The 22,979-nt window shown below is 65.0% G+C and carries 24 protein-coding genes; 9 read left to right on the top strand and 15 right to left on the bottom strand.

The window, feature by feature from the left end:
* Nucleotides 1-13 precede the first annotated feature (13 nt).
* Together rpsP and rimM are read left to right on the top strand one after the other, a co-directional pair.
* A complete protein-coding gene (rpsP, locus tag IYW40_RS08025; RefSeq protein WP_018406465.1) occupies nt 14-373 on the top strand; it encodes a 30S ribosomal protein S16 in 360 nt (119 codons plus the stop codon).
* A gap of 188 nt (nt 374-561) precedes the next feature.
* A complete protein-coding gene (gene rimM, locus IYW40_RS08030; protein ID WP_196400170.1) occupies nt 562-1,098 on the top strand; it encodes a ribosome maturation factor RimM in 537 nt (178 codons plus the stop codon).
* Nucleotides 1,099-1,120: 22 nt separating this feature from the next.
* Here rimM and IYW40_RS08035 read toward each other — a convergent pair whose 3' ends face one another.
* Nucleotides 1,121-1,732 carry a hypothetical protein gene (locus IYW40_RS08035; RefSeq protein WP_232365972.1) on the bottom strand — a complete coding sequence of 204 codons (612 nt, stop codon included), beginning with the start codon at nt 1,730-1,732 and terminating at the stop codon, nt 1,121-1,123.
* A 107-nt stretch (nt 1,733-1,839) separates the two neighbouring features.
* Here IYW40_RS08035 and trmD point away from each other — a divergent pair, with 107 nt between their 5' ends.
* Together trmD and IYW40_RS08045 are read left to right on the top strand one after the other, a co-directional pair.
* Complete coding sequence (trmD, locus tag IYW40_RS08040; RefSeq protein ID WP_196400172.1) at nt 1,840-2,547, top strand: tRNA (guanosine(37)-N1)-methyltransferase TrmD; 708 nt, start codon at nt 1,840-1,842, stop codon at nt 2,545-2,547.
* A 110-nt stretch (nt 2,548-2,657) separates the two neighbouring features.
* Nucleotides 2,658-3,197, top strand: a complete 540-nt coding sequence (locus IYW40_RS08045; protein WP_196400173.1) for a DNA starvation/stationary phase protection protein — start codon at nt 2,658-2,660, stop codon at nt 3,195-3,197.
* A gap of 25 nt (nt 3,198-3,222) precedes the next feature.
* On the opposite strand, the gene IYW40_RS08050 is transcribed toward IYW40_RS08045, so the two are convergent.
* The 11 genes from IYW40_RS08050 to IYW40_RS08100 form a co-directional block, all read right to left on the bottom strand.
* Complete coding sequence (locus IYW40_RS08050; protein WP_196400174.1) at nt 3,223-4,104, bottom strand: 3-hydroxybutyryl-CoA dehydrogenase; 882 nt, start codon at nt 4,102-4,104, stop codon at nt 3,223-3,225.
* Nucleotides 4,105-4,306: 202 nt separating this feature from the next.
* The gene (locus IYW40_RS08055) at nt 4,307-5,251 is read right to left on the bottom strand and encodes an FAD-binding protein (protein WP_196400175.1); all 945 of its coding nucleotides are present in this window, start codon (nt 5,249-5,251) and stop codon (nt 4,307-4,309) included.
* Between the two features lie 2 nt (nt 5,252-5,253).
* The gene (locus IYW40_RS08060) at nt 5,254-6,000 is read right to left on the bottom strand and encodes an electron transfer flavoprotein subunit beta/FixA family protein (protein WP_196400176.1); all 747 of its coding nucleotides are present in this window, start codon (nt 5,998-6,000) and stop codon (nt 5,254-5,256) included.
* Between the two features lie 145 nt (nt 6,001-6,145).
* Nucleotides 6,146-6,964, bottom strand: coding sequence for a rhomboid family intramembrane serine protease (locus tag IYW40_RS08065; protein ID WP_196400177.1), 819 nt, complete (start codon nt 6,962-6,964; stop codon nt 6,146-6,148).
* Between the two features lie 54 nt (nt 6,965-7,018).
* Complete coding sequence (locus tag IYW40_RS08070; protein ID WP_196400178.1) at nt 7,019-8,446, bottom strand: lipopolysaccharide biosynthesis protein; 1,428 nt, start codon at nt 8,444-8,446, stop codon at nt 7,019-7,021.
* A 229-nt stretch (nt 8,447-8,675) separates the two neighbouring features.
* A complete protein-coding gene (gene ileS / locus IYW40_RS08075; RefSeq protein WP_196400179.1) occupies nt 8,676-11,789 on the bottom strand; it encodes an isoleucine--tRNA ligase in 3,114 nt (1,037 codons plus the stop codon).
* Between the two features lie 216 nt (nt 11,790-12,005).
* Nucleotides 12,006-12,278 (bottom strand): hypothetical protein, encoded by a 273-nt coding sequence (locus IYW40_RS08080; RefSeq protein WP_175093820.1) that lies wholly within the window; start codon nt 12,276-12,278, stop codon nt 12,006-12,008.
* A gap of 51 nt (nt 12,279-12,329) precedes the next feature.
* A complete protein-coding gene (locus IYW40_RS08085) occupies nt 12,330-13,313 on the bottom strand; it encodes a bifunctional riboflavin kinase/FAD synthetase (RefSeq protein WP_196400180.1) in 984 nt (327 codons plus the stop codon).
* Nucleotides 13,314-13,330: 17 nt separating this feature from the next.
* Nucleotides 13,331-13,816 carry a MaoC family dehydratase gene (locus tag IYW40_RS08090; RefSeq protein WP_123174465.1) on the bottom strand — a complete coding sequence of 162 codons (486 nt, stop codon included), beginning with the start codon at nt 13,814-13,816 and terminating at the stop codon, nt 13,331-13,333.
* Between the two features lie 61 nt (nt 13,817-13,877).
* Complete coding sequence (locus IYW40_RS08095; protein WP_196400181.1) at nt 13,878-14,786, bottom strand: TIGR01459 family HAD-type hydrolase; 909 nt, start codon at nt 14,784-14,786, stop codon at nt 13,878-13,880.
* Nucleotides 14,783-15,499, bottom strand: a complete 717-nt coding sequence (locus IYW40_RS08100) for a carbonic anhydrase (RefSeq protein WP_196400182.1) — start codon at nt 15,497-15,499, stop codon at nt 14,783-14,785. The genes IYW40_RS08095 and IYW40_RS08100 overlap by 4 nt, the downstream gene beginning before the upstream one ends.
* Before the next feature lie 158 nt (nt 15,500-15,657).
* On the opposite strand from IYW40_RS08100, the gene IYW40_RS08105 reads away from it, so the two are divergent.
* From IYW40_RS08105 to IYW40_RS08115, 3 genes are all read left to right on the top strand, one after another.
* The gene (locus IYW40_RS08105) at nt 15,658-16,527 is read left to right on the top strand and encodes a CoA ester lyase (protein WP_123174468.1); all 870 of its coding nucleotides are present in this window, start codon (nt 15,658-15,660) and stop codon (nt 16,525-16,527) included.
* 66 nt (nt 16,528-16,593) lie between these two features.
* The gene (locus IYW40_RS08110; RefSeq protein WP_196400183.1) at nt 16,594-17,958 is read left to right on the top strand and encodes a hypothetical protein; all 1,365 of its coding nucleotides are present in this window, start codon (nt 16,594-16,596) and stop codon (nt 17,956-17,958) included.
* Between the two features lie 15 nt (nt 17,959-17,973).
* Entirely contained in the window at nt 17,974-19,371 is a 1,398-nt protein-coding gene (locus IYW40_RS08115; RefSeq protein ID WP_196400184.1) for a heme biosynthesis HemY N-terminal domain-containing protein, read from the top strand.
* A gap of 2 nt (nt 19,372-19,373) precedes the next feature.
* Here the strand turns inward: IYW40_RS08115 and IYW40_RS08120 are convergent, their stop codons facing one another.
* The 3 genes from IYW40_RS08120 to IYW40_RS08130 form a co-directional block, all read right to left on the bottom strand.
* The gene (locus IYW40_RS08120) at nt 19,374-19,736 is read right to left on the bottom strand and encodes a Smr/MutS family protein (RefSeq protein ID WP_246720718.1); all 363 of its coding nucleotides are present in this window, start codon (nt 19,734-19,736) and stop codon (nt 19,374-19,376) included.
* A gap of 185 nt (nt 19,737-19,921) precedes the next feature.
* Nucleotides 19,922-21,037, bottom strand: coding sequence for an MltA domain-containing protein (locus tag IYW40_RS08125; RefSeq protein WP_196400186.1), 1,116 nt, complete (start codon nt 21,035-21,037; stop codon nt 19,922-19,924).
* Between the two features lie 2 nt (nt 21,038-21,039).
* Nucleotides 21,040-21,741, bottom strand: a complete 702-nt coding sequence (locus IYW40_RS08130; protein ID WP_196400187.1) for a Tim44/TimA family putative adaptor protein — start codon at nt 21,739-21,741, stop codon at nt 21,040-21,042.
* 115 nt (nt 21,742-21,856) lie between these two features.
* Between IYW40_RS08130 and IYW40_RS08135 the strand changes: the two genes are divergently transcribed.
* Nucleotides 21,857-22,300: an FxsA family protein gene (locus IYW40_RS08135; RefSeq protein ID WP_196400188.1), complete on the top strand. Its 444-nt coding sequence runs from the start codon at nt 21,857-21,859 to the stop codon at nt 22,298-22,300.
* Nucleotides 22,301-22,385: 85 nt separating this feature from the next.
* Entirely contained in the window at nt 22,386-22,874 is a 489-nt protein-coding gene (gene secB, locus IYW40_RS08140; protein WP_196400189.1) for a protein-export chaperone SecB, read from the top strand.
* Nucleotides 22,875-22,979 lie beyond the last annotated feature (105 nt).

A 22,979-nucleotide genomic window follows, 5' to 3' on the forward strand; every position in this document is an offset into this window, starting at 1 on the left:
CAGGAACGAAAACATGTCCCTTAAAATTCGTCTCGCCCGCGGCGGCGCCAAGAAGCGTCCCTTCTATCGTGTCGTCGTCGCCGACTCGCGCTCGCCGCGCGACGGCCGCTACATCGAGAAGATCGGTTATTTCGATCCCTTGAAGGAGAAGGACGCGGCCGACCGCCTCGTGCTCGACACCGAAAAGGCGAAGGCCTGGATGGAGAAGGGCGCGCAGCCGACCGATCGCGTCGCGCGTCTGCTCGATGGTCTCGGCGTGATGAAGCGCGAAGCGCGCAGCAATCCGCAGAAGGCGCAGCCCAAGAAGAAGGCGCAGGAGCGCGCCGCCGCGGCGGCCGAGGCCGCGGGCGCGGCGGAAGCCCCGGCGGCGTAACTGGGGCGCATCTTTGCCTCGCCCTCGAGAGGGAGTTGGCGGAACGCCATGCGCGATATTTCATTCGCCCTCATGCTGAGGAGCGCCCAACGGGCGCGTCTCGAAGCACGAGGGCGGACAGCGCGTGCGGCGATTTCCTCGTCCTTCGAGACGCGTGCTGCGCACGCTCCTCAGGATGAGGAAATCGAATGAAAGGGCCTGCGAAAGGGCGCGTTCTTCTCGGCCGCTTCGGCGCAGCGCATGGCGTGCGCGGCGAGGTCCGACTGCAGAGCTTCACGAGCGATCCGCTGGCGATCGCAGCCTATGACGGCCTCACCGATAAAAGCGGGACGCGCAATTTCAGGCTGCGCGCCTTGCGCCGGCAGGGCAAGGACATGCTCGTCGCGCAAGTCGAGGGCGTCGACGACCGCGCCGGCGCCGAGGCGCTAAACCGCATCGAACTCTACGTCGCACGCGAGATGCTCCCCGCGCCGGAAGAGGACGAATTCTATATCGCCGATCTCATTGGCCTTCGCGCCGAAACGCCGGATGGCGAGGCGATCGGGGTCGTCGTCGCGGTGCGCAATTTCGGCGCGGGTGACATTCTCGAAATTGCGCCAGCCGCCGGCGGCGAATCGCTGCTTTACCCGTTCACCGGAGCCGTCGTTCCGGTAGTCGACATCGCTCAAGGGCGCGTGGTGATCACGCCGCCGGCGGAGGTCTCGGCCGAGCCGGATCTACACTAGGCCCCGCCGCGCATCTCTCGGCTTATTTCGGCGCCAAAAGGCGCAAGTCCTCCTCGCCATTCTTTACGTAAAAGTCCTTAACGTCGAACCACACCGTCTGCGGCCCGTTCGGCGTGTCGTAAACGATGACGTCATAAATTCCGCCCTCTTTGACGAAACGCCGCTCCTTTTTTCGCCAGCCGGGATGCTTCAGCTGGATCCAGAAATCCTCCGCCGGAACCCCTTCGAGGGAACTGGCCGCGCCCACGATCTTCACAGCCATTTCGCGGCTGTGGCCATCGCCGCCGTCGAAACTCACGAGCGGTTTTGATTTGAGCCTTTCGGCGAAGCTCTGTTTGTAACACTGAAGGAAGGCGGCGGCGCATTCCGACGGCGCCGAGTTCGCATTGGATTGGCTGCAGCTTCGCAGTTGCAGGAAGCACTTGAAGCACGCGTTCAAGCAGGTCAAAGTCAGTGAATCGCGCAGCGACTCGGAGCCCTTCGCGCCCTCGCGCACGGCCCAACAGGTTTTCTGACAACTGCCGTGCATCTGCCCGACCGTGAGCGTTGGCGGCGCGTCAATTGGCGTCGCGCGCGCCGCGAAGAGGCCGCCGAAAGCCCACAATAGAAAGCCTATTCGAAGAAAGAATTTCATCGTTGGCCCCAAGCTGTCGCAATGTCTGCGACACTATGGCCGAGGCTTGATCTCAGCAAGAATGAAACTGCTTCTCGCCTCCGCGCAGGCCATGCCATAACCGCTCCATGTTCCGCGCAACGGTCCTCACCCTTTTTCCCGAAATGTTTCCAGGTCCCCTGGGCCTGTCGCTCGCCGGCGACGCGCTTTCGCGTGGCATCTGGACGCTTGAGCCTCGTCAGATCCGCGAGCATGGGCTCGGCCGCCATCGCGCCGTCGACGACACGCCGGCCGGCGGCGGTCCCGGCATGGTGATGCGCGCCGACGTGCTGGCGGCGGCGATCGACGCCGCCGCGCCCAAGGACGATCCGCGCCCGCGCCTGCTGATGACCCCCCGCGGCGCGCCGCTGACGCAGGCGCGCGCACGCGCGCTCGCCCAAGGCCCCGGCGCGATCATTCTTTGCGCGCGGTTCGAAGGCGTCGACGAGCGCATCATCGACGCCCGCGCGCTCGAAGAAATGTCGGTCGGCGATTTCGTGCTTTCGGGCGGCGAGATCGCGGCGCTGGCGCTGATCGACGCCTGCGTGCGGCTCATTCCCGGCGTGATGGGCGAAGAAGCCTCAGGCGTCGAGGAAAGTTTTGAGGCCGGCCTCCTCGAATATCCGCATTACACGCGGCCCCGCGATTTCGAGGGACGCGACATCCCCGAGGCGCTGCTCTCCGGCGATCACGCCAGGATCGCCAAATGGCGCCATGAACAGGCGCTGGCGCTCACCCGCGCCCGACGCCCGGACCTCTTGGCGCCCCAGACAGGCGACGCCGTGCGACGCCGCTGACTCTCGGCGCGCTGCTCTATTTTTCATCTGGTCCGCCAAGGCGCGCGATCTAGCTATTGAGCAGCTCACCCGAGCTTGAGCCTGAAGCGAGGGCGCAAGGAGGTCCGCACATGCAGAAAACAAAAACGCCGATGAATCCCGACACAGAACGTTCGGCGCTGGATACGCCGACCGATCTTGAAAAGCAGTCGACGATGAAGATCGCCGCGGAAATCAACAAGCTCGTCGCCGACGCCCTTTCGCTTTATCTCAAGACCAAGAATTTCCACTGGCACATGAGCGGCCCGCATTTCCGCGACTACCACTTGCTGCTCGACGAGCAGGCGACACAGATCTACGCGACCGTCGACCCGTTGGCCGAACGGGTGCGCAAGCTTGGGCAACCGACGCTGCGCTCGATCGGGCAGATCGCGAAATTATCGCGCATCAAGGACAATAATGAGGAATTCGTTTCGCCTTTCGGCATGCTGTGCGAATTGCTCGACGACAACAAGGGGATGGCCGAGTCGCTGCGCAACGCCCATAAAGTCTGCGACGACAACGAAGACATCGCGACGGCGAGCCTTCTCGAAACTTTTCTCGACGAGACCGAGAAGCGAACCTGGTTCCTGTTCGAGGCGGCGCGCGGCGCCGGCCCCGGCGGCCACTGAGCGCGGACGCGCCTCTCTCGAGACGCTAGCGCGTCGGAACCGGCGTGCCGCTGCGATAATCATAGAAGCCGCGCTGAGTCTTTTTGCCGAGCCAGCCGGCTTCGACATATTTCACCAGCAGCGGGCAGGGGCGGTATTTTGAATCCGCCAGGCCCTCATGCAGCACCTGCATGACCGAAAGACAGGTGTCGAGGCCGATAAAATCGGCGAGCTGCAGCGGACCCATCGGGTGGTTGGCGCCGAGCTTCATCGCCGTGTCAATGGCGTCGACCGAGCCCACGCCTTCGTAGAGCGTGTAGATCGCCTCATTGATCATCGGCAGCAGAATGCGGTTGACGATGAAAGCGGGGAAGTCCTCCGAAACGCTGATCGTCTTGCCGAGCTTGGCGACAAACGCCTTCGTCTCCTCGAAAGTGACGTCATCGGTCGCGATGCCGCGAATGAGTTCGACAAGCTGCATGCGCGGCACCGGATTCATGAAATGAATGCCGATGAAGCGCTCCGGCCGACCGGTGACCGCGGCAAGGCGGGTGATCGAAATCGACGACGTATTGGAGCTGATGATCGCGCCGGGCTTTACGAACTGCGCGAGCTCCGTCAGAATTTTGCGCTTGAGGTCTTCGACCTCGGTCGCCGCCTCGATCAATAGGTCGGCGTCGGCGAAGTCGGCCATTTTTGGCGCGCCGGATATGCGCTCCAGCGCCGGTTCGACCGCCGCGGCGTCGATCTGGCCGCGCTCGACGGCGCGGCGCATCTGCGCGGCGACATCGGCGATGCCGGCGTCGATACGCTCCTGCGAAATGTCGTTCAGGGCGACGTCATAGCCGGCAAGCGCGCAGACATGGGCGATCCCCTTCCCCATCTGGCCCGCGCCGATGACGCCGATCTTGCGAATTTCGAAGCCCATTTTTTACCACCGTCAGCCAAGCTCGCGCCGGATAGCAAGCGGCCCGCCCGCGCTGAGTGCGTGCCGCAGTGCAATATAACTTGCGATCCTTCGCAAAGAAAACAAAGAAAAGAAACTGCGGAGCCCCGAGCGCCGACGCTCCGCCAAACTCACAGCCGCCGCGCCGGACCAAGTGGACCGAAGCGACGGCCGTTTTTCGCGGTCAGCGGCCGATCTTCGCCAGCTCGGCCTCGAGCTCCGGCAGGGCCGTGAAGAGGTCGGCGACGAGGCCATAGTCGGCGACCTGGAAAATGGGCGCCTCCTCGTCCTTGTTGATCGCCACGATCACCTTCGAATCCTTCATGCCGGCGAGATGCTGGATCGCCCCAGAAATGCCGGCGGCGATGTAGAGATCGGGCGCCACCGCCTTTCCGGTCTGCCCCACCTGCAGGTCGTTTGGCGCATAGCCGGCGTCGACCGCGGCGCGAGACGCCCCGATCGCGGCGTTAAGCCGCGTCGCGACCGGATCCAGCACCTTCTGGAAATTCTCCGCCGACCCGAGCGCCCGCCCCCCGGAAAGAATGATCCGCGCCGAGGTGAGCTCGGGGCGTTCGGACTTCGCCAGCTCTTCGCTCTTGAAGGCGGAAACGCCGGGATCGGCGGGCGCCGCAATCGCCTCTATGGGCGCCGAGCCGCCTTCGGGGGCCGCCGCGAAGGCGGTGGTCCGCACGGTGATCACTTTCTTTGCGTCCTTCGCGCGCACGGTCTGGATCGCATTGCCGGCGTAGATCGGCCGCTCAAAAGTGTCGGCCGACACGACCTTGATGATGTCCGAGACCTGCATCACGTCGAGCAGCGCCGCGACGCGCGGCAGCACATTCTTCGTCGCCGAGGTCGACGGCGCGATGATGAGGTCATAAGCGCCGGCGAGCGAGACGATCAGCGCGGCGACCGTCTCGGCCAGGACATGATCGAGCGACGCGTCTTCGGCGACGAGGACCTTCTCGACGCCGGCGAGCTTCGCCGCCTGCTCGGCCGCGCCCTTGAGGCCGGGCCCGACGATGAGGACATGAACGGGGCCGCCGATCTCCTTGGCGGCGGTGAGCGCCTTGGCGGTCGCCGGGGCGATCGCGTCGCCGGCGGTTTCGGCAAGAAGCAGAATCGTCATCTTCAAAGCACTCCCGCTTCCTTGAGCTTGCCAACGAGCTCGACGACAGAGCCGACCTTGACGCCCGCCTTGCGTTTCGCAGGCTCGGAGGTTTTCAACACTTCAAGGCGCGGCGAAATGTCGACGCCGTAATCGGCCGGCGACTTCACGGCGACTTCTTTCTTTTTTGCCTTGATGATGTTGGGCAGCGAGGCGTAGCGCGGCTCGTTAAGACGCAAATCCGTGGTGACGACCGCCGGCAGCTTCAAGCTGACGGTCTGCAGCCCGCCATCGATCTCGCGCGTCACGTCGACGGCGCCCTCAGCCATCTCGACCTTCGACGCGAAGGCGCCCTGGCCCCAGCCGAGCAGCGCCGCGAGCATCTGACCCGTCTGATTGCAATCGTCGTCGATCGCCTGCTTGCCCATGATGACGAGCTGCGGCTGTTCCTCGGCGACGATCTTGGCGAGGATCTTGGCGACGGCGAGCGGCTCGACGGTCTCGTCGGTCTTGACCAGAATGCCCCGGTCGGCGCCCATGGCGAGGCCGGTGCGCAAGGTCTCGTCGGCCTTGGCCGGACCGATCGTGACCACAATGACTTCCGTCGCCTTGCCGGCCTCTTTGAGCCGCAGCGCCTCTTCGACGGCGATCTCATCGAAGGGGTTCATCGACATTTTCACATTGGCGAGATCGACGCCCGAACCGTCCGCCTTCACCCTGATCTTGACGTTGTAATCGACGACCCGTTTGACGGGCACGAGAATCTTCATCGCGCGACCCCTTGGTCCTTCTGACCCCTTTGGCGAGACGGTGTCGGAGCGCCGCTTGCGCGCGCGCCACTCTGGCTAAAGCCGTCGCGCGGTCTGGTAGCGGGGGCGCGCGCGCAAGTCAAACAAAGCGACCGCGGCCCCGCGATTAGGGCCCGTCGTCGCCGGCGTCCGGCGCGCGCGGCGCGGGAGCGAGCGCGCCGCCCCGGTCAAAAAGCCTGTGCCGGCGGCGCTTGAAGATCGGCGTCAGCACCAGACCCGCGGCGATGCCGCCGACATGCGCCATCCAGGCGACCGCGCCACCCTCGCCCATAGAGGCGTTGATGAGCTGCATCAAAATCCAGGCGCCGACGAAGAGCCAGCCCGAGGCGACGAAGGAGAACAGCGGCGCCCGCAGCCCCAGGATCGACCTCGGCCGCGCCCCGGAGAGCCAGGCGCCGAGATAAATCGGCGCGAGCGCCAGCGAGAGCGGCGGAAAGATTCCCGCGACCGTCGCGCGCGGATGGAGCAGCAAAAAGGCCGCGCAGACGCCGGAGATCGCGCCCGACGCGCCGACGAGCGGCAAGATCGAATGCGGCGTGGCGTAGATGTAGAACACGCCGGAGGCGACGCCGCAGGAAAGATAAAACAGCAGATAGTGGAGCGACCCCATGGCGTCTTCGACATTGTCGCCAAAGACGTAAAGGAACAGCATGTTCGAGCCGAGGTGCACCACCGACGAATGAAAGAACAGCGCGGTGACAAGCGTCAGCGCAGCCGGCGGTCCGACAATCCAGTCGGCGAGCTGGGCCTCGCCGAAGAGCACGCGCGGGATGATCGCGAATCCGCGCACGACGGTCAGCGGATCGCCGAAAATCTCGCTCTGCACCACCAGGAATATGACGACGTTGAGCGCGATCAGCATCCAATTCACGATCGGCCGCCGCAAATAGCGCAGCGGCGCGTCGTCATAGATCGGCATCACCATGGCGCGCTCCTTATCAATCGCTAGCCTAACATATGGCGACGCCGACGAGCCGCGTCACGACCGCGCGAACCGCCGATCGAGCCACGTCGTCGCGAGCACGCCCAGCCCGGCGATGTCGAAGGCGACGGTCAGCAGCCCGTAAACGACCGCTCCGGCCAGGATCTGAGCGATGAGCGCGAGAATGCCCGGACTCATCTCGCGCAAGGGCGTGAGCGCGAGCGACATTGCGCCCGTCGCCACAAGCGCAGCGAACATGTCCCAGAACGACGGCCAGACCGGCTGCGTGCGCAGTGCGAAATAGACCGTCGCCACAAGCGCCGCGATGTAGGCGCCGGCTTGCGCGATCGCGAGATTGGAAGCGTCCTCGCCCCAGGGCAGGATCACGAGCAGCGCCAGGCCGAAGGCGACCGCGGCAAGCGCCGCGACCATCAATGGCGCCGTCTTCTTTTCGATCTGAAAGACGGGATTGACGCCGAACAGAATGACGCCCATCGCGAAAAGTCCCGGAAGCAGCAGGCCGAGGTAATGGCCGAAGGGACCGCGATATTGCGCCGGCACGATGAGCGCTTCGATCGACGGCATGACGAACCAGAGGCCGGCGCACGCCGGCAGTAAAAAGGCGACGACGATGCCCATGTTGCGCGCGACTTGCTCCTTGGCGCGGTCGACGCCGTGGAGTTCATGCGCGGCGACGGCGATCTGAAACAAGAGCACGTCGAGCGCCGAGCCGAGCGCCTGCACCGCACGCACGCCAAGATCATAGGCCAGCGCGAACTGGCCGGTTTCGGCGAAACCGAAGACGCTTGCCACGATGGAGCGCGCCACAAGCGGCATCGCCTGATAGAGAAGATGCGCGGTCACGATCGGCGCGCTATAGGCCGCAAGCGCACGCGCATTCTGACTCGAAGCGGCGCGAATGTCGGCGCCGGGATCGAGCAGCGCGCGACGTCCGAGAATGACCGTGCCGAACAGGCTCGCGACGCCGCCAGCGAGCGCCACCGCAGCCGAGTGAAAAATAAAGGCGCCGCCGCCAATCAGGACAAGCGACAGCGCATTCTTGACGAGCATGAGGCGCACATAGGCGTGGTCATGAAAACGCGCGCGCACCAAAGCGGTACAATAATCGAAAAGCCCATTGGCCACCGACGTCAGCAGCGCAAGCAGAATGAGATTGGTTTCGAAGTCGAGCGGCGGCCCGGCAAGCGCATAAATGCCCGTGGCCAATGTGAGGAAGAGCGTGACGCCGATGAAGGCCGCGTCGAGCGTCGAGCGCACCACCGGCTCTTTGTTGCGCGTGCGCTTTGAGTAAAAGCGCGTCGCCGAAAGACGCAGCCAATCATAGAGCGCCGTCTGCACGACCACCGCGATAGAGAAGGCGAGCGCGAAGCGGCCATATTCCTCGGGGCCGAGAAATTTCGCCACCGTGAGGCCGATGACGAAATTGACGATCGTATTGGCGAGAAATGCGAGAAGAACGTTCACTTAGGCGTAACCCCCACCCCAACCCTCTTCCGCTGCGCGGGAGAGGGATTCAGGCTCGGGTCGCGACAAGGAACGCGCGCGCCGCCGATCGCTTGCGTCCCCTCTCCCATCCGAAGTCGGCTGTCGCCGACTTCGGAGTCGATGCGCAAATCTGGAACACCCGATTTGCGAGAGCGGGGGAGGGACAGGGAGGGGGCGACGGGTCGGCGCAATGTCTCTCTTGCCAGGATCACAAAGCGCTCCAGCGGCCGAGCGCGACAAGCTCGCGCAACGCCTGTGCGTCGCGCGGCGTCACGTCGGGATAATCCAAGTCCGCCGTCGCGGGATCGAAATATTTCCACGAGCGGGCGCATTTGACGCCGGCGGCGCGTTGCGAAACCACGCCGACCCCCGGCGCTTCCGGCAGGCGGAAGGCGTCCATCGGCGCTTCTCCCGGCAAGACGCGAATATCCGAGGCGATGCAGATTTCGGCGAGATCGACGCCCTCCAACGCCGCGCGCAACGACTCGTCCGCGATGTAGACGATCGGCGCCGCCTCTAACGAAGAGCCGATGCGCTTTTGCGCGCGCTCGATTTCGAGCGCCCCGGTGACGACCGAGCGGATCTTGCGAATTTTCTCCCATTTGGCTGCAAGCGCGTCGTCGCGCCATGCGTCGGGAATGGTCGGAAAATGCTCGAGATGCACGGACTGCGCGTTCGGAAAACGCGAAAGCCACGCCTCCTCGGCGGTGAAGACGAGAATCGGCGCGAGCCATGTCGTGACGCTGCGGAAGATGCGATCGATGGTCGCGAGCGCCGCCTTGCGTTTGACGCTCGAGGGCGGATCGCAATAGAGCGCGTCCTTGCGCACGTCGAAGTAAAAAGCCGACAGCTCGCTCGTCATGAAATGGGTGAGCAGCGCGACGACGCGCTTGTAGTCGTATGCCGCATAGGACGCGCGGATCGACTCGTCGAGCTGATGCAGACGATGCAGCATGAGACGTTCGAGTTCTCCCGCCTCGCGCATCGCCGCATCGTCATTTGGCTGATAATGCGCCAGCGCGCCGATCATCCAGCGGGTTGTGTTGCGCAGCTTGCGATAAAGCTCGACGAAGGTTTTGAGGATTTCGGGTCCGACGCGCAGATCGTCGGCATAATCCGACGCCGCGACCCAGAGCCGCATGATGTCGGCGCCGGAATCGGCGATGATTTTTTGCGGCGCGACGACATTGCCGAGCGACTTCGACATTTTGCGCCCCCGCTCGTCCAGCACGAAGCCATGCGTCAGCACGGCGTCGTAGGGCGCGCGGCCGCGCGTGCCGCAGCTTTCGAGGAGCGAGGAATGAAACCAGCCGCGATGCTGATCGGAGCCTTCAAGATACATGATCTCGTCTTCGCCGCCGTCGCGCTTGCGGCGGATGCCGGCGAGCATCGGAAAATGCTGCGGGTCTTCGAGCGTGAAGGCGTGGGTCGAGCCTGAATCGAACCAGACGTCGAGAACGTCGGAGATCTTCTCGTAATCCTCCGCCTTGTAATCGGGCGAAAGAAAACGCTCGGCGGCCTTCGCTTCATACCAGGCGTCGGCGCCTTCCTTTTCAAAAGCCTCGATAATGCGGGCGTTGACGCGCGCGTCGACAAGCGGCTCATGCGTCCCCTTCTTGACGAAGACGGCGATTGGCACGCCCCAGGCGCGCTGGCGCGAGACGACCCAATCGGGACGATTCTGAATCATCCCCCGGATACGGTTCTCTCCCGCCGCCGGAGTCCATGTCGTGCGGGCGATCTCTTCGAGCGCAATCTCGCGGAGCGTCGATCGATTTCCACGAACCTCATCCTGAGGAGCATGCGAAGCGCGCGTCTCGAAGGATGCGGCCGCCGAACCCTCGTCCTTCGAGACGGCGCTGCGCGCCTCCTCAGGATGAGGGTTCGATTGAGAGAATGGCCGGTCCATCGCGATGGACCCAGAGGCGATGGATTTATCCATCGCGATGAACCATTGCGGCGTGTTGCGGAAGATCACCGGCTTCTTCGAGCGCCATGAATGCGGATATTGGTGCTTCAATTTTCCGCGCGCGACGAGATTGCCGGCCTGAACCAGCGCGGCGATCACAGCTTCGTTGGCGTCGCCCTTCTCGCCCTTGTCGGTGATGACGCGCTTGCCTTCAAAGCCCGGCGCGTCCTTCGTGTAGAAGCCGTCCTCGTCGACCGTATAGGGAATGCGCGAATCGATGGCGCGCGCCTGCAACGCGCGCGCGTTCGCCATCCAGATGTCGAAGTCCTCGCGGCCGTGGCCCGGCGCGGTGTGCACGAAGCCGGTGCCCGTGTCGTCGGTGACATGCTCGCCATCAAACAGCGGCACGTCGAAATCATAGCCAAGATGCGCCAGCGGATGCGCGCAAATCAGTTCGGCGAGCATCGCGGCGGGCACGTCGTGCAAACGCTCGTAGCCATCGACCTTCGCCGCCTTGAACGCCTCGCTCGCAAGCTTGTCGGCGATGACGAAGGTTGCGCCCGGAAGCGCCCAGTTGCCTGCGGGCGCATGGGTGACGTGATAGAGGCCGTAGTCGATCTTCGAGGAGAAGGAGATCGCGCGATTGCCGGGAAGCGTCCAGGGCGTCGTCGTCCAGATGATGATGCGCGCGTCGCTCAGTTCGCCCTCGGCGCCCCGCGGGATCGGAAACGCCACCCAGACCTGATCGCTCGTATAATCCTCATATTCGACTTCGGCTTCGGCGAGCGCGGTCTTTTCGACGACGCTCCACATCACCGGCTTCGAGCCGCGATAGAGCAGGCCGTTCGCGGCGAATTTCATGATCTCGCGCGCGATCGTCGCTTCCGCCGGAAAAGCCATCGTCGAATAGGGATGGCCCCAATCGCCGGCGACCCCTAAGCGCTTGAACTCCTCGCGCTGAACGCCGAGCCAATGTTCCGCATAGGCGCGGCATTCGCGCCGGAAGGCGATCATCGCGTCTGGATCAGTGAAGTCCGGCTTCTGCTTGCCCTTGGCCCGATAATTCTCCTCCTCGATCTTCCATTCGATCGGCAGGCCATGGCAGTCCCAGCCCGGCACATAGACGCAGTCCTTGCCGGTCATGCGCTGGCTGCGCGTCACCAGATCCTTGAGGATCTTATTGAGCGCATGGCCAATATGAATATTGCCGTTGGCGTAGGGCGGGCCGTCATGGAGCGTGAATTTCGGACGACCTTCGCCCGATTCGCGCATTTTTTGCTCCAGGCCGATGGTCTGCCAGCGCTTGAGGATTTCCGGCTCGCGCTGCGGCAGGCCGGCGCGCATCGGAAAATCCGTGACCGGCAGATAGAGGCTTTTCGAATAGTCGGGCCCTTTCGGGCTGTCGTCGTTCATCGTCGTGAAAACCGGCTGGGGCGGACGCAGGCGCCATAAGCGCCGCTATTGCGCGCTGATTAGAGGATTTCTAGGAAGAGCGCCAATCGCGCCGCACCCGGACCCTGCGCGAGCCTTAGCTCCAAGCGCAGGGTCCGGTAATTCGAAGGGCGCTCAGGAAAGGCATCTGGTCCTTAATAGCAGCGCAGACCGAACGGGAAAAGACGGCCGGCGCCCCTAGCGGGGTCGCCTCAGCCCGAGCAGTCCGGCGAGATAAGCGAAGCCTCCCGCCACAACGGCGATGACCAGCAACACCAGAAATGCGCCGGACAACAGCGTGAACCCGATGAAGAGCAACAACAGCAGCGCCGCGGTGACCATCAGGCTCTGCCATGGCGAGAGCTTGACGACCTTGACGCGACCGGCGCCCGTCGCGACCCAGATCCGCGAGGCGTCCGTCTCCTCGCCCGGCAAGATGATTTCGACCCGTCCCTTGGGCTCTTCGTTCATAACGGCTCCCTCCTGTCGAGGACGATGTCTCCAAGCTAGATCGCGCGCAACTTATGGCAACAGATCATTCGCCCGGCTCAAAGCGCCGCTTTCGGCCAATCGTCTTCGCGCCTCTTCGACGTCGACGCGCATTCTTTCGACGAGCGCCTCGACGCTGTCGAATTTCGCTTCGGCCCGTATGAAGCCGTAGAAGGCCACTTCCACCTGCTTGCCGTAGAGGTCGCCATCGAAATCGAAGAGGAAGACTTCAAGCAGCGGCGCGCCATTGTCAAAGGTCGGCCGGCGTCCGAAGCTGGCGACGCCCTGATGAACCTTCCCATCGACCTCGATCGTCACCGCGTAGATCCCGTGCTTGAGCCGATTGGCGGGATCGAGCGCGATATTGGCGGTCGGAAAGCCGAGCGCGCGCCCGCGTTTGTCGCCGTGGCGCACGACGCCGCGAATGAAATAAGGGTGGCCGAGAAGCCGGCGGGCCAGCGCCGCGTCGCCGCGTTCCAGCGCTTCCCGCGTCGCTGTCGAGGAGACGGCCTCTAAGCTGCCCTCTTCGTCCTGGGTGATGCGGTCGACGATCTCCACGATCATCCCAAGCCGTTCGCCTTCGGCGCGCAGGAACTCCGGTCCGCCTTCGCGGCCGGCGCCAAAGCGAAAATCATAGCCCGCGACGACCGCCGAAAGCTGCAGGCGCTTGTGCAGGATCTCTTGCGTGAAGACGCGCGCCGGGCTCTGCGCGAAGTCCTTGTCGAAGGTGAGCACGACGATCCCGTCGAGGCCGAGCCGCGCCGCCTGCGCCGCCTTTGCGTCGGGCGGCGTGAGACGAAAGATCACCGTCCGCCCCGCGAAAAAATCCGCCGGATGGGGCTCGAAGGTCAGCAGAATGCAGGGACGCGAGAGTTTCGCGGCGAGCGCCTGGGCCCGAGCGATGACGCCGCGGTGGCCTCTGTGCAACCCGTCGAAATTGCCCACCGCCGCGACCGCGCCTTCCAGTCCAGGCGGCGGCGCTTGAGGGTCGCGCGCAAAGATGAAGGAGGCGGACACGGCCCGGGCCGGAAGATCTAAGCTGAGGCCGGCTTCACCTCTGCTGGCGCTGGCGTTGCGGCGCGGATCGCCTGCTCGCGGCTCGGCACCATGACGAAGGCCTCGCCGTCGAGCACGACCTTGCCGTCGACGAGACATTCGCATTTGAGTTTGGCGCGCCGGCCTTTTTCGATCAGCTCCACCACTTCGACAATGACGGTGATGACGTCGCCGATCTTCACCGGCGCGCGAAAATTCAGCGTCTGCGACAGATAGACCGCGCCGGGGCCAGGCAGATACATGCCGATGACCGTCGAAATGAGCGAGGCCGTATAAAGGCCATGCACGATGCGCTCGCCAAAGCGCGTCTTCGAGGCGAAGTGATCCGAAAGATGAATCGGATTGCGGTCGCCGGAAAGATCGGCGAAGGCGATGACGTCGTCGTCCATCACCGCCTTCATCAGCGTCTCGCGCATGCCGACGCTCAGATCCTCGAAATAGTAGATTTTGAACGGCGTCGACATGGAGCCACCGGAAAGTTGTGTTGCGGATCGTGACCGCAGATGAGGCCTGTGCAGCCCCCTTTTACCAGAAAAGCTCGCGAGCCAAAGCCTTGGGACGAGCCCCGGCGCGCGCGAAGAGCGATTCGAGCGCCGCTTCGTCAAGCGCGCCGCCGCCGGGATGCAGCTCGGCGCGATGCACGCCATGGATGATGAAGAGGCAGTCGAGCCCGGCGCGGCCCGCGCCGGAAAGGTCGGTGAAGGCGCCGTCGCCGATCGCCAGCGTGCGCGCCTTGTCGACTTCGCCGCCGCGCAAATTCTTGAGCCGCTCCAGGGCGGCGGCGTAGATCGGGGCGTGGGGCTTGCCGAAGGTCAGAACGCGGCCGCCGATCGCCGCATAGCGTTCGGCGATGGCGCCGGCGCAGTAGACGAGATCATTGCCGATGGCGACGACAATATCGGGATTGGCGCACAGCATCGTCAGGTCGCGCGCCTTCAACGCCGCGAGCTGTTCGTCATAGTCCGAGGGCGTTTCGTTGCGCTCGTCAAAGAGGCCGGTGCAGACGATGTAATCGGCGGCTTGCGGCCCGACGCGCATGATCGGCGCGCCGAGACGCCGCGCGGCCGCCCGGAACAGACCGTCGTCGCGTGCGGGGCCCAGGTGGTAGACCGCCTGTCCGGCGCGCGCGACGATCTCGCGCAGCGCAAGCTCCCCCGCCGAGAGGAGATCGTCGAAACAGTCCTGCGGCACGCCAAGGCCGAGGAGCTGGCGGCGCACTTCTTCGTCCGGGCGCGAGGCGTTGGTGATCAGCACGACAATCCCGCCTTGCGCGCGGAAGCGCCGCAAGGCCTCAGCGGCTTCCGGGAAGTGGCGCCGGCCGTCAATCAGCACGCCCCAGCCGTCGCACAGAATCGCGTCATATCCGTTGGCGATGTCGCGCAGGCCGGCGATGAACGGAATGCGGCCGCGGTCTGCCGAGGCGCCCGCCGTCAAAAGCGCGCCTCGGCGAACGCGGCGGCGTAGGCTCCGTCGCAGACGGGATTAAAAGTCCCGGTCGATTCGTCGAGCAGCAACAATCGCCCGTCCATGATTCGAAACAAGGCGCCGTGCAGCCGCAGATGCCGGTGATGTTCGAGCACCTGGATCATGGGAAAGGAGCGCAAGTTGCGCAGCGTCTGCCTCACCGACTCGAACTCCAGGCGCTCCACATAGTCGGCGTCCTTGGGATTAGGCCGAACGCCCAGGCGATCAGCCGCGGGGCCAAGCATTTTGATCCAGTCGCCGATAAAGTCGCTGTGGCTCAGCCGCGGCGCGTCGGGATCCGCGGCGATTTCCGCATAGGCGCGCACTCCGCCGCATTGCCCATGGCCGAGCACCACGAGGTCTGAAACCTTTAGGGCCATGACGGCGTATTCCAGCGCCGCGGAAGCGCCGTGATAATGATCGTCGGGCTCGTAAGGCGGCACCAGCGCCGCGACGTTGCGCAAGACGAAAAGTTCGCCGGGGCCGGCGCTGAAGATGGTCTCGGGCGCGACGCGCGAATCGCAGCAGCTGATGATCATCGTTTTGGGCGTCTGGCCCCTGACCGCCAACTCTTCGAATCGGTCGTGATCAGCCAGGAAACGCCCGCGAATGAAGGACTCATAGCCCTCAATGAGCGTTTCCGGCAGACCGGCCGCGCCGAACGACTGCTCGTGATCCGCCATTTATCGTTCCCTTCGCGCGCCTCGGCCAGGTCCGCCTCGGCCAGGTCCACCTTGGCTAAGTTCGCCTTGGCCAAGCGGATGGCGGACCCCGGGGTTATTGTGTAGATCACGCGGCGGGGTCAAGAGCAGGCCGGTTCGTTTCGATGCTGGAGTTTTGAATGATTTCCCGACTAAAGCGCAGCGTGCTGGCGATGCCGGGCTCGAACGCCCGAGCGCTGGAGAAGGGCAAGACGCTCGCCGCCGACGTCCTGATGTTCGAACTTGAAGACGGGGTCGCGGAATCCGCCAAGGCGACGGCGCGCGCGCAGGTCGCGGCGGCGGTGGCCGGCGGCGGCTATGGCGCGCGGCAACTCGTCGTGCGCGTCAACGCCCGCGGCTCCGAGTGGTATAAGCCCGACATCGCCGCCATCGCGCCGCTCGGCCCAGACGGCATCGTCATTCCCAAGGTCAGTTCACGCGACGAGATTTTGAAGGCGGCCGCCGATCTCGTCGCCGCAGGCGCCCCGTATAAGACGCGCCTCTGGGCGATGATCGAGACGCCCCGGTCCGTCCTGGACATCGAAAAAATCGCCAGCGCCGCGGACGATCGGGCTTCGCGTCTCGAGGTCCTGGTGCTTGGCCCCAATGACATCGCCAAATCGACGCGCGCGCGGCTCACGCCCGGACGGCCGGCGCTGTTGTCCTGGCTTTCGGCCGGCGTGCTTGCGGCGCGGGTCCACAACATCGAGATCATCGACGGGATTTACAACGACTTCAATGATCTCGACGGCCTTCGCCGCGAGGCGGAGCAGGGGCGCGACTTCGGCTTCGACGGGAAAATGCTCATTCATCCAGGCCAGATCGGTCCGGTGAATGAAATTTTCGCGCCGAGCGCCGAGGAGGTCGATTTCGCCCGCCGCATCATCGCCGTGTTCGACGAGCCGGACAACGCGGACAAGGGCGTGGTGCAGATCGACGGGAAGATGGTCGAACGTCTGCATCTCGACATTGCGCGCCGCACGTTGCAGCTTGTCGAGGCGTCAGGCTGAGGGCCGCCTGTTTTGCGGGCGCCGAACGCATCAACTATAAGGATGCGGGACAGCAAGGATGAGCCAATGGTCTTGCCGAACGACGAAGAACCGAAGCGCGTCGAACCTTCGGAAGCGCCCATCGATTTTGCAGTATCGCCGTCTGACCCGCCGCCTCCGCCGCCGGTCAGACGCAAGCGGCGCTCCTTCTTTGGCCCCCTGGCGGCGACATTGCTGCTGCTCGTGCTCCTCGCGGGCGCAGCTCTTTATGCGTCGATCGCGTTCAAGGACCGGGACGAGCGGCTGAAGATCGTCGCGGACTATGCCCAGCCTTATGTGGATCAGGCGAGCGGCGCCTTAGGCGAGTTGAAGGACCGGGTCCGTTCGCTCATCGGCGAGACCGAACCGACGCAGACGACGACGCTCCCGCTCGAAACCCCGCCAAGCGAGCCTGCCACGACCGTCGCGGAAGCGCCCCGGCCCTCCACCACACCCCCGCCCTCCACGGCGCCCGTGAAATCCGCCGAACCGGCGGTCGAACCGACGCCGCTGGCGCCGCCCACGCCAGCGCCTAACGCCGCTATGGAATCGCAGAAGACGGCGATCGAATCGCAAAAAGCAGCGGTCGCAGCGTTGCAGAGCCGCGTCGATTCGGCCGAAGAGCTCGCGCAACGCGCCTTGCGCGTCGCCGAGGCCGCCGCCAACGCCGCGAAGACCACCGCCGAAGCGGCGGGGAAGGCGAGCCCGGCTCCCGTCGCTACCGCCGAACAGGGTGAACCCGGGGCGCTAACCGCCAACGAGCAGGTGACGGCGCTTGAAGGCCGCATTGACGAACTCGGGAATGAGACTAAGGCGCTGCGTGAGCGCCTCGAGTCTGCGAAGGGCGAGACGCGCGCGGCGCCAGAGGCCACGGCGGCCAAAACTCCGGACGGACCGGCGGCGATCGTCGTCGTCGCCTATGCGCTTCAACGCGAGTTGGAGTCGGGCCGGCCCTATGCTGTCGAGACGAAGGTGCTGACGCGGCTCGGCACCGATCCTGCCGCGTTGGCGGCCCTCTCGCCATTCGCGGAAAAGGGCGCGCCGACCGCGGCGCAACTGAAGGCGGACTTCGCGCCGGCCGCCAAGCGCATCCACGCGCTTGAGAGCGGCGCCTCCGGCGATCTTACAGAGCATCTGATGAAGGGCGCCAGCAAACTCGTGCGCGTTCGTCCCTCCGGTCAAGCGCCGACGACCGAGGCTCAGACGGTGGAAGAAAAAGTCGCTCACATCGAAGCGGCGCTCGCCCATGGCGATCTCGCTCAGGCGAGCGCCGTTTTCGCGGCGCTCCCCGAAGCGGCCCAGAACGAAGCCAAAGACTTCGGCGCGACCTTGCGCGCCCGCGTCGACGCAGGACGGGCGGCCGACGATCTGCTGCATGGCGCGATCGCCGCGCTCGGCGCAACGAAAGAGTAAGCGGGATCCATCGCCATGCTGTTTCTCTTGTTCTTCATTATCGCGCTTGCCGCGGTCGCCTATGGCCTCGAATGGCTGATCGAACAGCCCGGGTCGCTGACGCTGGATTTCGCCGGCTATCAGTTCGAAGCGTCGATACCGGTGGCGGTGGCGGGTCTGCTGCTGGTCATCGCCGCGACGGTCGTCCTCTGGGCGATCGCCATGGCGCTGCTGCGGCTGCCTGGCCGCTGGAGCGGCGGGTCGCGGACGAAGCGCCGGGACAAGGGATTCGACGCGCTTTCGCAGGGATTCATCGCCGTCGGCTCCGGCGACGCCGCCCGCGCCCGCAAGGCCGCGCATGTCGCCGAACGGCTGCTGCCGAGCGAGCCGCTCACACAGGTTTTGAAAGCCCAGGCGGCGCAGCTCGCCGGCGATCGGCGGGTTGCGGAAGAGACCTTCCACAAAATGACGTTGAAGCCGGAGACAAAGCTGCTCGGCTTGCGCGGGCTGCACATCGAGGCGCGCCGACGCGAGGACGCCGACGCGGCGCATCATTTCGCCAAGGAGGCGCATGACATCGCGCCAGTGCCCTGGGCGGGCGCCGCGATGCTCGAACATCTCGCCGCGCAAGGCGACTGGCAGAAGGCGCGCGAAGCGATCGAGGCCAGTTTTACCGCCAAGGCGATCGACGCGCCGACGGCGCAGAACCTTCGCGCCGTGATGGAAACCGCCATGGCGATGGAGAAGGAGCGCGACCATCCCCATGACGCGCTCCATCTCGCACGCCAGGCGTTGAAGCGCCGGCCGGGCTTCGCGCCAGCCGCCGTCGCCGCGGCGCGAGTGCTTGCCCGCCATGGCGACCAGAAGCAGTCGCTGAAGCTGATCGAAACGGTCTGGGCGACGAAGCCGCATCCTGACCTCGCCGCCACCTATCTCGAGGCGCTGTCGGGAGAATCGAATACGACGAAGCTCGCGCGGGTGGAGAGGCTCGCCCGCGCCGCCCCCAACGCGCCGGAGAGCCGGCATATCGTCGCGGAGGTCGCACTGTCGGCGCGCGATTTCGCCAAGGCCCGCGACGCGCTCGCGCCGCTGATCGCCGCCGGCCGTCATCCGACCGCGCACACCTGTCTGATGATGGCGGAGATCGAAGATGGAGAGCAGGGACCGTCAGGTCCGGTGCGCGAATGGCTCGCCCGCGGATCGCGCGCGCCGCGCGATCCTGTCTGGATCGCCGATGGCGTCGTCTCCAAGAATTGGCTGCCGATGTCGCCGGTCACCGGCCGGCTCGACGCCTTCGAATGGAAGCCGCCGCCGGACTCCGCGCAACATCTGACCGAAGAAGGCAAGCCCAACATTCCGGCCGCCTTTTTGACCCGTCCCGCCGAACCCGTGGCGCTGCCTGCGGCCGAGGTCTCGGGCGCGGCCGGGCAGTAGGTTTAGCGCCCACGATCGGCGCGGCGGATGCGCACATAGAGCGCGCCTTCGCCGCCGTGATGGCGGGCGGCTTCGCCAAATCCGACGACAACGTCGCGCAGATTCGGCGCTTCGAGCCACATCGGCACGACGCGCCGCAGCACGCCGCCTTCATCCCGCGTCAGACCCTTGCCCGTCACGATGATCGCGATTCGCGCGCCATTCGCCTGACATCTGCGCAGGAAGGCCGTTAGCGAGCGCTGCGCCTCCGCCTGCCGGAGGCCGTGAAGATCGAGCTTGGCGTCGACTTCAATCCGGCCGCGCTTGATCTTCACGAAGGTGCGCGGGTCGATGTCGATCGGCCGCGGCGGAGGCTTCGGCGCCATTGGGCGATCGCAGGCCACCGAAGGCCCCGAAGGCGGCAAGGGCGCGGGGCCTTCGGCCGCCGGCGTGGGCGACACGTGCTTTTTTGGACGCGCCCGAGCAGGTCGAACGTCAGCCGTCGCAACCATCCAAAGCTCGGCTTCGGCCTGCGACAGCCGGCGCGCATATCGGCGGGAATTCTCCTCGCTCACGGATCGTCCCCAACATCCTTCGGCAGCAACACGATCATTTCGGCGGCGTGCCGGATGTCGCCGGCGCGCCGGCCCGCCGCTTCGCCCGCGCCGAAAAAAAGATCGGCGCGCGCAGGACCAATTATGGCAGATCCGGTGTCCTGCGCGATCATCAGTCGACGAAATGGCGTTTCCGCCTCTCCTTGCCATGGAATTCGCGCCGCAATCCAGAACGGCAGGCCGTAGCACCAGATCGAGCGGTCGACGGCGATCGACCGGAACGGCGTCAGCGGCGCGCCCTGCCCGCCGATCGGGCCGATCCGGCGCCGCTCGGACGCATCGATCTCGAAGAACACATAGGAGCGATTCTCCTGCATCAGCCGGCGACCCGCTTCGCCGGGAGCAACTCCGAGCCGCCGCAACATCTCCTTCATCAGATCGAGCGACATCTCGGCTTTCTTGACGAGCCCACGCTCAATCATCAGCCGGCCCACGGACGTATAGGGCCAGCCGTTGCGCCCCGCATAGGTCAGCGCCATGACGCCGCCGCCGGGCAGCCGCAACCGCGCCGAACCCTGCACCTGGATGAGGAACAGTTCGACTGGGTCGCGAACATAGGCGAGAGGATGCGCGCTCGGCGCCGCGCCTTCTTCTTCGATCGCGCGGCGATCGGGATAGGGCACGAGCGCGCCATCGGCCTGCCGTCGCGCGCTGGTCAGCGTCTCGCCGGAGGGCAGCGAGAGCGGCGATTCGTTCAAAGTGACGAGATCGCGCGGACGCGACAGGACCGGAGTCGTGAAGCCCGGCTCGGGCGCCAATCTGGCGTCGACCTCCACCTCGTAATAGGCGGTCACGAATCCTTGCGCCTTGATGGCGTGAGGGCGAAACCAGTCCTGAAAGAAGCGGCCAGGATGATCGATGGCGCCGAGCGCCGCGCGCGCGGCGGCGAGGAGCGAGGAGGGCGGCGCGACGGCGCTACGTTGCTCTTGCGCCTTGGCGCCGATGATCTCGGCGGAGCGTCGGAAGGCGTCGAATGCGGCGGCGAGATCGTCGGCCGCAAAGCCGTCGATCTCTTCAAATTCTATCTTTTGCAGCAGATCGGAGGCGGAAAACGGCGGCGCATTCCGCGACATGCTCAGTCTTCGGTTTGCGTCGCGACGAGTTTCCAATTGGGATCATTCGCCTTTGCATCGCGCGCGAAGGTCCAGCGCTCGACGACCTTGCGGGTCTGCCCGCCGTCGATGGTTTCGCCGGCCTGGTCACGCCGCACGCTCATCAGCCGAACGACGAAACGCACCGTCACCTCGTTGCGGCCGCCGATGGCGCGGGCGGCGTCGACCGTCGCCGAGTCGATCGCGACCACGGCAGTCTCCATGCTTTCGCCCTGCTGCTCACGCCGGGTGATCTCCGCCGAAAACCCGTCGAAGACGTCCTGCGCCAGCAGCGGCTTCAAGGTTTCCCGGTCGCCCTTGGCGAAGGCCGTGACGATGAGTTCATAGGCGCGGCGCGCGCCGCTGACGAAGGATTTGCCGTCGAAATTGGGGTCCGACGCCGCCACGGCGTCGAGGCCGCTCCAGGCGGAGGCGACGCCTTTCTCGGCCACGCCCTCCCAGCGATCGGCGCCAGTTGGGCGCGACGGCGCTTCAGCGATCGGCGCGACGCCAGGCGCCGCGGCGACTGCCGCCGGGGCCGGACCGCGCGGCGCGAAGCGCGCCGGGGGCGGCGTATCGCGATCCACCCGCATTCCGAGCACCGAGCGCAGTTTCCAGATGACGAAAACCGCGAGCGCTGCGAAAACGATAAGGCTGGGATCGAAGAGATCGCCGGAGGCCGGCATTGGCAACTCCCGAATAAATTTGTCGTCGGCTATCATGTCGCTTCGTACATGTCACGAATCAAGGGGCGGGCGTATCGCCGCGGGCGACGAAGGACCACAAAGATCGGATGATTCGGTGAAATCTAAGCTTGTCGGCGCCGTCCTCGCAACATGGATCGTGCTCGAGATTCTGTGTTTCGCGCTCGTCGTCCGCGCTGTCGGGCTTCTCGCGGCGATTGCGCTCGCCATCGGCGCTTCGCTGCTTGGCCTCTCCGACGTGCGGCGCCTCCTCGATTTTGTCCGCGCCGGATTGGCCGCCAAGGCGAAAGGCGAAAGCTCCGCCATGCTCGACGGGGCCATGCTTGACGGGGCGTTGCAGGCGCTCGCCTCGATCCTGCTCATTCTCCCGGGCTTCGCCTCGGATTTTGTCGGGCTGGCGCTGAAGTCCCCGTCCGTGCGGCAGAGCCTGGCGCGGCGGCTGCGGGCGCGGTCCAGCGACGCAGACCCGCGAATCATCGACCTCGACCCGCGCGAATGGCGACGCGAAGCGCGCAGAGCGCGCCGAAGCGCCGCGAAGTAGAACCGGGGGCGCGCCTTGTTCGCTTCTGACAGACGTGTTAGGCGGGCGCGAATTCTCATGACAACGGCTTTGCTGGAGATCCTACATGACCGACACCAATGGCAACGGCGCGCAAGGAGCGCCGGGCGGCGCTCCGGCCCTCAATTCGCTCGCTCAATATCTGAAGGATTTCTCCTTCGAGAATCCCAATGCGCCGCGCTCGCTCGGCGCGCAGGAGAAGGCGCCAAACATCTCGATTCAGGTCAACGTCAACGCCAAGCAGTTGGCGCCGACCGACTTCGAAGTCAGTCTGATGCTCGACTGCAAGGCCGGCGAGGGAGACGGACTCCTCTTCAAGCTCGACCTTGAATATGGCGGCGTGTTCCGACTGATGAACATTCCCGAAGAGCAGGTGCATCCGATCGTGATGATCGAATGCCCGCGCATGCTGTTTCCCTTCGTGCGCCAACTTGTGGCCGACGCCACGAGCAAGGGCGGCTATCCGCCGCTCTATATCGATCCGATCGACTTCGTCGCGCTCTATCAGCAAAAGGCCGCCGAAGCGGGCGTCCAAAGCGCTACTCAGGGCAATTAGAGCAGGTTCCGAAAAAGTTGGCAGACTTTTTCGATGAGAAAACCTGCTCCAACATTTTTCTTTTGAGCGATTCCTTGTCGATCACATGATTCCATGTGATCGGGA

The sequence above is a fragment of the Methylocystis sp. H4A genome, assembly GCF_015709545.1.
In the GTDB taxonomy this organism is placed as follows: domain Bacteria; phylum Pseudomonadota; class Alphaproteobacteria; order Rhizobiales; family Beijerinckiaceae; genus Methylocystis; species Methylocystis silviterrae.

Excerpts from the sequence above, each read along its gene's own strand:
- IYW40_RS08060 (WP_196400176.1), bottom strand. The coding sequence starts at position 6,000 with ATGAAGATTCTCGTGCCCGTCAAACGGGTCGTCGATTACAACGTCAAG.
- IYW40_RS08130 (WP_196400187.1), bottom strand. The coding sequence starts at position 21,741 with ATGCCGGCCTCCGGCGATCTCTTCGATCCCAGCCTTATCGTTTTCGCA.
- ileS (WP_196400179.1), bottom strand. The coding sequence starts at position 11,789 with ATGAACGACGACAGCCCGAAAGGGCCCGACTATTCGAAAAGCCTCTAT.
- IYW40_RS08115 (WP_196400184.1), top strand. The coding sequence starts at position 17,974 with ATGCTGTTTCTCTTGTTCTTCATTATCGCGCTTGCCGCGGTCGCCTAT.
- IYW40_RS08105 (WP_123174468.1), top strand. The coding sequence starts at position 15,658 with ATGATTTCCCGACTAAAGCGCAGCGTGCTGGCGATGCCGGGCTCGAAC.
- rpsP (WP_018406465.1), top strand. The coding sequence starts at position 14 with ATGTCCCTTAAAATTCGTCTCGCCCGCGGCGGCGCCAAGAAGCGTCCC.
- IYW40_RS08050 (WP_196400174.1), bottom strand. The coding sequence starts at position 4,104 with ATGGGCTTCGAAATTCGCAAGATCGGCGTCATCGGCGCGGGCCAGATG.
- IYW40_RS08065 (WP_196400177.1), bottom strand. The coding sequence starts at position 6,964 with ATGGTGATGCCGATCTATGACGACGCGCCGCTGCGCTATTTGCGGCGG.
- secB (WP_196400189.1), top strand. The coding sequence starts at position 22,386 with ATGACCGACACCAATGGCAACGGCGCGCAAGGAGCGCCGGGCGGCGCT.
- IYW40_RS08120 (WP_246720718.1), bottom strand. The coding sequence starts at position 19,736 with ATGGCGCCGAAGCCTCCGCCGCGGCCGATCGACATCGACCCGCGCACC.
- rimM (WP_196400170.1), top strand. The coding sequence starts at position 562 with ATGAAAGGGCCTGCGAAAGGGCGCGTTCTTCTCGGCCGCTTCGGCGCA.
- trmD (WP_196400172.1), top strand. The coding sequence starts at position 1,840 with ATGTTCCGCGCAACGGTCCTCACCCTTTTTCCCGAAATGTTTCCAGGT.
- IYW40_RS08045 (WP_196400173.1), top strand. The coding sequence starts at position 2,658 with ATGCAGAAAACAAAAACGCCGATGAATCCCGACACAGAACGTTCGGCG.
- IYW40_RS08035 (WP_232365972.1), bottom strand. The coding sequence starts at position 1,732 with ATGAAATTCTTTCTTCGAATAGGCTTTCTATTGTGGGCTTTCGGCGGC.
- IYW40_RS08090 (WP_123174465.1), bottom strand. The coding sequence starts at position 13,816 with ATGTCGACGCCGTTCAAAATCTACTATTTCGAGGATCTGAGCGTCGGC.
- IYW40_RS08110 (WP_196400183.1), top strand. The coding sequence starts at position 16,594 with ATGGTCTTGCCGAACGACGAAGAACCGAAGCGCGTCGAACCTTCGGAA.
- IYW40_RS08125 (WP_196400186.1), bottom strand. The coding sequence starts at position 21,037 with ATGTCGCGGAATGCGCCGCCGTTTTCCGCCTCCGATCTGCTGCAAAAG.
- IYW40_RS08080 (WP_175093820.1), bottom strand. The coding sequence starts at position 12,278 with ATGAACGAAGAGCCCAAGGGACGGGTCGAAATCATCTTGCCGGGCGAG.
- IYW40_RS08100 (WP_196400182.1), bottom strand. The coding sequence starts at position 15,499 with ATGGCGGATCACGAGCAGTCGTTCGGCGCGGCCGGTCTGCCGGAAACG.
- IYW40_RS08055 (WP_196400175.1), bottom strand. The coding sequence starts at position 5,251 with ATGACGATTCTGCTTCTTGCCGAAACCGCCGGCGACGCGATCGCCCCG.